This window comes from Hungatella sp. SL.1.14, assembly GCF_024460495.1.
Lineage (GTDB): Bacteria > Bacillota > Clostridia > Lachnospirales > Lachnospiraceae > Hungatella > Hungatella hathewayi.
Window position 1 is genome coordinate 1 of sequence record NZ_JANFYJ010000185.1, and the last position, 375, is coordinate 375.

At 47.2% G+C, this 375-nt stretch carries 2 protein-coding genes; one reads left to right on the forward strand and one right to left on the reverse strand.

Features of this window, described 5'->3' with window-relative positions:
• On the reverse strand, positions 1-136 hold a 136-nt coding region (locus NE473_RS33320), incomplete at its 3' end, for a hypothetical protein (RefSeq protein WP_502802861.1).
• 12 nt (positions 137-148) lie between these two features.
• Here NE473_RS33320 and NE473_RS30600 point away from each other — a divergent pair.
• On the forward strand, positions 149-375 hold a 227-nt coding region (locus NE473_RS30600; protein WP_256265594.1), incomplete at its 3' end, for a hypothetical protein.

The following is a 375-nucleotide window of genomic DNA, read 5'->3' on the forward strand; positions in this document are numbered from 1 at the left end:
GGTTCCCGTCAGAATCTACATGGTAAAGTTCGGTTCCTGACTGCAGCGTAAAACATTTGTCCAGAGCTGAGTATTCTGCATCCATCAGATCACCGCCGGTAAGTTCAAAGACGGGAACCGAGATGCAAAAGTCCATCCAACAACGGGAATGGCATACACTACAGAACTGGGAACGGACCAAAAGGGGAAGCAGTACGAGAGGATTCTGGTCTGGCCGGTCAATGTGTCAAAGTCGGCAAATGGCGCTGTGATAGCGCAGGAAAAAATAAAAACATACCGGATTGCATCAATAAATGCGGATACCGAAGGGGAATATACGATTGGAAGCTTTGATGGAACGGTGTTTAATAAGTCTTTGAATCCGATCGTGGGCAG